Origin of the sequence: Streptomyces sp. sk2.1 (assembly GCF_008120935.1) — a bacterium.
Lineage (GTDB): Bacteria > Actinomycetota > Actinomycetes > Streptomycetales > Streptomycetaceae > Streptomyces.
In genome coordinates, this window is the sequence record NZ_RDBO01000077.1 from 517,005 (window position 1) to 523,754 (window position 6,750).

Here is a 6,750-nt window from a genome sequence, read left to right on the forward strand (position 1 = left end):
GAAAAAAAAAAGATTCCGATCGTGAGCGACACGTTGGCGACTTCCTGAGGAGTGAGGAGTGAGGAGGTGGTGGGTGGAGCGGTTGCGGACCCGTGGTTGCCCGGTCGTCCTCGCCCGTAAACTGGAGAATCGGCCCACCGGGTCCGCAACCGCTCCACCCACCACCTCCTCACTCCTCACTCCTCAGGAAGTCGCCAACGTGTCGCTCACGATCGGAATCGTCGGCCTGCCGAATGTCGGCAAGTCGACCCTGTTCAACGCCCTGACCAAGAACGACGTGCTGGCGGCCAACTACCCGTTCGCCACGATCGAGCCGAACGTCGGTGTCGTGGGCGTCCCGGACTCCCGCCTGAACAAGCTGGCGGAGATCTTCGGCTCCCAGCGGCTGCTCCCCGCCACGGTGGACTTCGTCGACATCGCCGGCATCGTCCGCGGCGCCTCCGAGGGTGAGGGCCTGGGCAACAAGTTCCTGGCGAACATCCGCGAGTCCGACGCGATCTGCCAGGTCATCCGCGCGTTCAAGGACGAGAACGTCGTCCACGTCGACGGCAAGGTCTCGCCCAAGGACGACATCGAGACGATCAACACCGAGCTGATCCTCGCCGACCTCCAGTCGGTCGAGAAGGCCGTCCCGCGCCTGACCAAGGAGTCCCGCCTCCAGAAGGACAAGGTCGCGGTTCTCGCCGCGGTCGAGGAGGCCCAGAAGATCCTGGAGTCCGGCCAGACCCTCTTCTCCGCGGGCATCACCGCCGGCACCGAGAAGGGCAGGCTCCTCCACGAGCTGCACCTCCTGACCACCAAGCCCTTCCTCTACGTCTTCAACGTCGACGAGGACGAGCTGGTCGACGAGGACTTCAAGAACGAGCAGCGCGCCCTGGTCGCCCCCGCCGAGGCGATCTTCCTGAACGCCAAGATCGAGTCCGAGCTGATCGAGCTCGACGACGAGGAGGCCCTCGAACTCCTCCAGTCCATGGGACAGGAAGAGCCCGGCCTGGCCACCCTCGGCCGCGTCGGCTTCGACACCCTGGGCCTGCAGACCTACCTGACGGCGGGCCCGAAGGAAGCCAGGGCCTGGACGATCAAGAAGGGCGCCACGGCCCCCGAGGCGGCCGGTGTGATCCACACCGACTTCCAGAAGGGCTTCATCAAGGCGGAGATCGTTTCCTTCGAGGACCTGGTCGAGACCGGCTCCGTCGCCGAGGCCCGCGCCAAGGGCAAGGCCCGCATGGAGGGCAAGGAGTACGTGATGCAGGACGGCGACGTGGTGGAGTTCCGCTTCAACGTCTGAGCGTTCGACTTTCATGAACTAGGTTGAACTGTCAAATGTGCAGATTGAACGGGGCCCGCCTCTCCTGAGGCGGGCCCCGTTTTCCTTCCCGTGCTGACCCGGTGCTGACTTTTCGCCCCGCCCGCCCTCCATTAAGTGGTACGTTATGTGGTACCAGTCCTGGAGGGAGTTCAGTCGATGTCGATCACTGCCAGCGAGGCGCGCAAGGCTCTCTTCCCGTTGATCAAGAAGGTCAACGATGATCACGAGGCCATCGAGATCGTCTCCAAGCACGGGAACGCCGTACTCGTCTCGGCTGAGGACTACGCCGCCCTGCGTGAAGGCTCCTACCTGTTGCGCTCGCCGGCCAACGCCCGTCGGCTGCTCAAGGCGTACGAGAACGCGTTCGGCGGCATAGGGCTCTCCGAGCGGGAGCTCATCGACCCTGATGCGCCGGGTGCCGAGAAGGGCGCCGTGTGAGGCTCGTCTTCGAAGAGGGGGGCTGGGAGGACTACACGTCCTGGCTCAAGAACGACCGCAAGATGCTCGCCCGGATCAACAAGCTCATCGAGGACGTCCTGCGGGACCCGTTCGCCGGGATCGGCAAGCCCGAGCCGCTGAAGTACCACCTGCCCGGGGCCTGGTCGCGGCGGATCGATGACGAGCATCGCCTCGTTTATCTGGTCACGGACCGAGAGATCATCATCCTGGCGGCCCGTTACCACTATTGATTCCGGTTGGGTGCGTACTCGTGCTGGTTCTGTGCTGACTTCATTCGCAGAGTAGCCGCCAACGCCTGGTGGGCGGCCTATCGCCACAGCGTCGATCTGGCAGACATACAGCCTTGAAAAGCCCACTCCTCCAAAATGTTCGCGAGTCTTCTCCCGTACTGGACGACCAGTGAGGGGTGGCTGACCGCCTATCAGTCGCCTCTCTCCTCTGCATGGCGCCGAGAGCGGTACGTTACCGGGATCCTTTCGTTCGAGGTTGCGCTTCACTGGTCGGGTGGCCCGGGGGTGAGACTTCCTCGGACCACCCGGCCAGCGATGGTCCTGCCCAGGTCCCGGGGGAGGAAAGGGCTCCCCCGCCGCAATGTGCGGTGAAGGGGAGCCTCGGAGAGCAGGCCGCCTACCGGATCAGTTCTCGTCCTCGTTGTTCTCGTCCGGTGTGTGAGGTGCGACGGGCCGGCGCGGGGTGTGCGAGGTGTCCCAGAAGCGCGGAGGCGTCACGTTGTCCTCACTCGTTTCCTGTCGGCCTTGGTTCCGTTCGCCCGTGCCGTTCTCCGTAGACCCCGGCGTGAACGCGCCCGCGTCGGTGGACGGAGATTCCTCAGGACCGGAGAAGTCCGGCGACCAAGGCTCCGTGGTGTCCTCCCCGCCCGAGGGCCCATCCTCCGGTCCCTCGCCCCCATCCGCATCGGGCGCTGGGAAGAAGGTCCGCCTGAGCTCCTCGGCGGCCTCGTCCAGCCCGGCCGCTTCCAAACTCCGAATCACACGGTGCACGAACACCGTGTACTCGTCCATGTCCGGTTTCAGGCCCACCGCTGCCAGTAACAGGAGCAGTCGGTCCGTAACTCCTACTTCCTCCTCGCGGTCGAGCAGCTCTCCTTCCCTGTTCTCCCCGTGCCACGAAGGGCCTCCGACGGTCGCCTCGCTCCGCGCGTGCACAGGCGGGACGAGCAGGTGCCGGAAGATCTCGGGCACCTCCTCGTTCTTGGCCGCCGCCGCGATCTGGGCGAGTGGGCCGATCATGTCGACCGCCTTCTCGATCTCGTTCTCGTGACGGGACAGCCACCACACCACCGCGCTGCCCGCGCTCTCGAGCACGTCGTCACCCAGGTAGCGCCGCTTGTTGCGTTCGTGCTGACGCTCGTATTCCCAGATCTCTTCATCCTTGCGAAGGTCGTTCAACTTCCGCAGGCGCTCGCGGTCGGCGGGGGAGAGGGTCAGCGTCACATCGGCCGCCAGTGCCTTCACCCGTCCGCTCCGGTCCGGGAGCGGGGCACCCAACTCCCCCTCCAGGAGATACCGCGCGAAGCTCGCATGGCCGGGCTCCTCGCGGCGGACGACCTCCAGGGCCCGGCTGACGACCGAGGACACGGCGAGGGCCGGGGAGGCACCGTCGGACCAGTCGGAGTGGCCGGGTACCGGCCTCCACCACACAGTGGCGGAGAAGAGGAAGTCGTAGCCGTCCGTCGCGCTCGGCAGCGCCGCATCGACCACCCGCGTCTCCTGGTACGGCTGCTCCGTCGGTGCTGCGGGCGGCTCGGGTTCCCCGGGTTCGTAGGGATCGGCCGACGCGCGGTCACTGCTGAGGTTCGCCAGCACGAGCAGCAGGGAACCCGAGGTCGTGACCATGGACATGAAGCCCCACAGCCATGCCGACCAGTGCAGGAGGTTTCCGAGCACAGCCGGTGCGAGGCCGCAGAGAGCGACGAACAGCAGGCTGGGAAAGCGGTCTTTCATCGTGCCTCTTCCGTGGTCCGTGGTCCGGCGCCCGCACGCTCCGTGCGGGCGTACTGCGCGTGGTCGATGTGCTGCCACAGGAGGGCGGCGACGGTTGCCCGGGACGGGTGGCGCGCGGACCCTGCCCAGGTGCAGGCGATGGCGTACAGGCGGTGGAGAGCAGTCATGCGACCGCGCGTCGCTCTGACCATCAGGTCCAGTGCCATCTCCCGTGCACTGTCGCCTGCCACGGTGTTCAGCCAGTTGCTCACCAGCGGGTTCCAGAGCTCCGCCGGCGGCTGGGAGAAAACCGTCTCCCAGCCCAGGAACAGGGCCGGCCACGGCGGTGGGTCCGGCGCTCGATCGCTCCTCAACAGCTCAGTGAGCAGCCGGAGATGGGGTTCCGCCTCGCGTGCCTCCCGATACGTCCGGTCCCGCAGGCGGTCGATCAGTTGCCGGTAGAGCCGGCGGTCACGGCCGGCGAGGTCGAGAAGTGCCTCCCGGGCCTCGCGCGCCGCCTCCCCCTCCCGTACAGCGAGGTGATGGAGCCGTACGATCGCCTGATCCGGGTGCGTCGTGCTGAGGCTCTGGAGACAGACGACGGTCAGGACGCGGACGAGGCCGTCCGGCAAGGGGCCGGACCTCGCGCACTTGTACATCCGCCTGCGGAACCACCTCCCGAACCTCTCGTGACTGAGGCCGAGCTCGAGGGCCGCCACGGCTCGGGGGTCGCAGGACGTCCCGGTTGCTCCGTGAGCCCAGCGGACCACGAGGTCGAAGAGGTCGTCGGGCCGCCCGACGGCCAGGGACCGCTCGCCGAAGCGGACGGCGACGTTCACCCGATCGTCGGTGGTCAGGCCATGGAGCCCGGCGGCATGGCCGATCCAGTCTCTGAGATCGTCGCGCATCCCGGGAAAGTTCGCCCAGAAGTACGTCCGTACAGCGTCGGCGTAGGCCAGTCGGTCGAAGAGGAGCCGCCCATCCGGGGCCCGCTCGATACCCAGCGCCGCCAGTCGCTCCCCGAAATCCGTCCGCGCGAGCTCGGTCGTCGTCTCTTCCTCGTACCTCACCGTCCTCATCAGGCCGTGCCATGCCTCGTAGACGGTGTCGGCGTGGGCTTCCTCGAACATCGCCGTCGCGAGCAGCAGGGCCCGCTCGGGCGCGTTGCGGACCGCGGCCACCTGTCGGCCCACGTCACCGGCACGGTCGGTCACCGCGTGCATCGCCTGGTCGAGCCATCCGGCGAAGTCGGTGCCGAACCGTCCGCTGTCGCGAGCAGTTCTCACCAGCCCCGCGAGACGCGCGAGTTCCCGCATGGGGGAGCGGGCGCACAGACGCCGGAGGTCGGCGTCCCCCAGGTCCGCGGAACGGAAGGCCATCCGGTCCATACGGAGGTACCGGGTGATGACGGCGACGCCCCGGGGGCGCCCCAGCGTCACGGTGTCCGGTTCGAGGTCCGGCGCGTGGGCGTGTTCCATGCCCGAAGGCAGGACGACGACCATGTGGGCCCCCGCCTCCTGGACCTGTGACCGGCGCGCAGCCAAGAGCCGCTGGGCCTTGGCGTACGCCTCCTCGTCGGTGATACCGGAGAGGTCGAGGAGGAAGCGGTCCCCCTCGCTGGGGGCGAGAAGGTCCTCGTCCTTGTCCGTGGCAGGAAGTTCCTCGAACCGGATCCCCTCCTCGTCGGCCTCCCCGTCCTCACCGAGCCCGTGCAGCAGCATGATCGCCGCGGCACGACGGCCGCTGCCGGGCGAAGCCTCCAGCAGCACCACCGATCCGGGCTTCTCCAGACGGTCGGCGGCGATGCGGTGGCCCACTGGTGGGACGAACCGGTCGGCCAGGCGCACCCGGTCCTCGCGGACGATCCGGAGGGGCTCGACTCCTTTGCGGATCATCCAATCCGAGCCGACGCCGTAGAAGACGTACTGGGGTCCCACGCCGTTGTTCACCGGGCCACGCGGATCGTTGACGGTGACACGGTCCTGCTCGGTCATCGTCCGTCGTCCGAGCTTCGGCGCTCGCGCTCGAAGCGCTGATGGACCGTACCGCTGTTGTCGCCCGCGGTGAATTGGACCCCGGTGTTGTCGCCCTGGAAATGAGGGGCGTTGTACTGGTGGCCCCGACCGGTGTTCACGGGCCCCTGCGGCTCGTTGACGAAGGTGCCGAGGTCTCCGTTGAGGTTTCCGATGCCGCCGCGCACGCGCTGCTCGACGTCACGCGTTCGCATCCTGGTGTGCCCGGTGTTCTTGGCCGACTTCTTGCGGGACTTCGCCTTCTCCCGCTCCCGCGCCGCACGGGTGTCGCTGTCCGCCGCGCCCAGTTCGGGCAGCAGCCGGGCGAGGGCGTCGCCGAGCGCTGTCAGGTCCGACTCCGAGTTGCGATGGTCGAACCGCCTGTACTGGCAGTCCGCCAGTTCCTGCAGATCGTCCGGAAGGACGGTGCGGTCGATCCGCGTGGCCTTCCCGACGAGCACGGGGATCACCAAGGTCCCGCGGTCGAGCGCGGTCCGGATTTCACGACGGGTCCAGTCCTGCTCGGCTTCGAGGGCGGGGTGGCCGTCGGCCCCCAGTACCTCCGCCCAGCGCGGGCCGATCACGGCGAGAAGCGCCTCGCACTCCTCCGCAGCCCTGATCAGCTCCGCCGGAAAACGATGGCCGGGCTCGATCGAGTCGCTGGCGAAGAAGATCCGCTCGCGGCCGAACCGCCGGGCGAGCTCCCGAGCGATCATGGTCGCTGCGGATTCCTCGTCACCTGTGCGGTAGTTGACGAAGACATCGGACATGAAGGTTCCCTTCGTGAGAGGAAGCCGGACGTGAACGGGTGCGAGCGCGGGGGCCGTGGACCGGCGCGCAGGGACCCGGTCCCGTCCGGGCCATGAGGTCCCGACCGTGTGACGGCATGGGGCGTCCACGGAAGGGCGTACGGATGGAGATGCCTCGTCCGGCGTGCACTGATCGTGGGCAGACCGAAGAAGTCGGGCCCGGTGCGACGCGGCGGGCCCGACTTCTTCGGTCTGCCCACGATCAGTGCACGCCGGAC

6 protein-coding genes are annotated in these 6,750 nt (G+C 67.7%); 3 read left to right on the forward strand and 3 right to left on the reverse strand.

Annotated elements, in window-relative coordinates; translation table 11 throughout:
- Positions 1-199 precede the first annotated feature (199 nt).
- From ychF to EAO76_RS29740, 3 genes are all read left to right on the forward strand, one after another.
- On the forward strand, positions 200-1,288 hold the full coding sequence (gene ychF / locus EAO76_RS29730) for a redox-regulated ATPase YchF (RefSeq protein WP_148838984.1): 1,089 nt from the start codon (positions 200-202) through the stop codon (positions 1,286-1,288).
- A gap of 177 nt (positions 1,289-1,465) precedes the next feature.
- Complete coding sequence (locus tag EAO76_RS29735; protein ID WP_148838985.1) at positions 1,466-1,747, forward strand: type II toxin-antitoxin system Phd/YefM family antitoxin; 282 nt, start codon at positions 1,466-1,468, stop codon at positions 1,745-1,747.
- On the forward strand, positions 1,744-1,998 hold the full coding sequence (locus EAO76_RS29740; RefSeq protein WP_148838986.1) for a Txe/YoeB family addiction module toxin: 255 nt from the start codon (positions 1,744-1,746) through the stop codon (positions 1,996-1,998). The genes EAO76_RS29735 and EAO76_RS29740 overlap by 4 nt, the downstream gene beginning before the upstream one ends.
- A gap of 405 nt (positions 1,999-2,403) precedes the next feature.
- On the opposite strand, the gene EAO76_RS29745 is transcribed toward EAO76_RS29740, so the two are convergent.
- From EAO76_RS29745 to EAO76_RS29755, 3 genes are read right to left on the reverse strand one after another with little or no spacing between them, the layout of a single operon-like run.
- Entirely contained in the window at positions 2,404-3,732 is a 1,329-nt protein-coding gene (locus EAO76_RS29745) for a hypothetical protein (protein ID WP_148838987.1), read from the reverse strand.
- On the reverse strand, positions 3,729-5,705 hold the full coding sequence (locus EAO76_RS29750) for a hypothetical protein (protein ID WP_148838988.1): 1,977 nt from the start codon (positions 5,703-5,705) through the stop codon (positions 3,729-3,731). The genes EAO76_RS29745 and EAO76_RS29750 overlap by 4 nt, the downstream gene beginning before the upstream one ends.
- Positions 5,702-6,493: a toll/interleukin-1 receptor domain-containing protein gene (locus EAO76_RS29755; RefSeq protein WP_148838989.1), complete on the reverse strand. Its 792-nt coding sequence runs from the start codon at positions 6,491-6,493 to the stop codon at positions 5,702-5,704. The genes EAO76_RS29750 and EAO76_RS29755 overlap by 4 nt, the downstream gene beginning before the upstream one ends.
- Positions 6,494-6,750 lie beyond the last annotated feature (257 nt).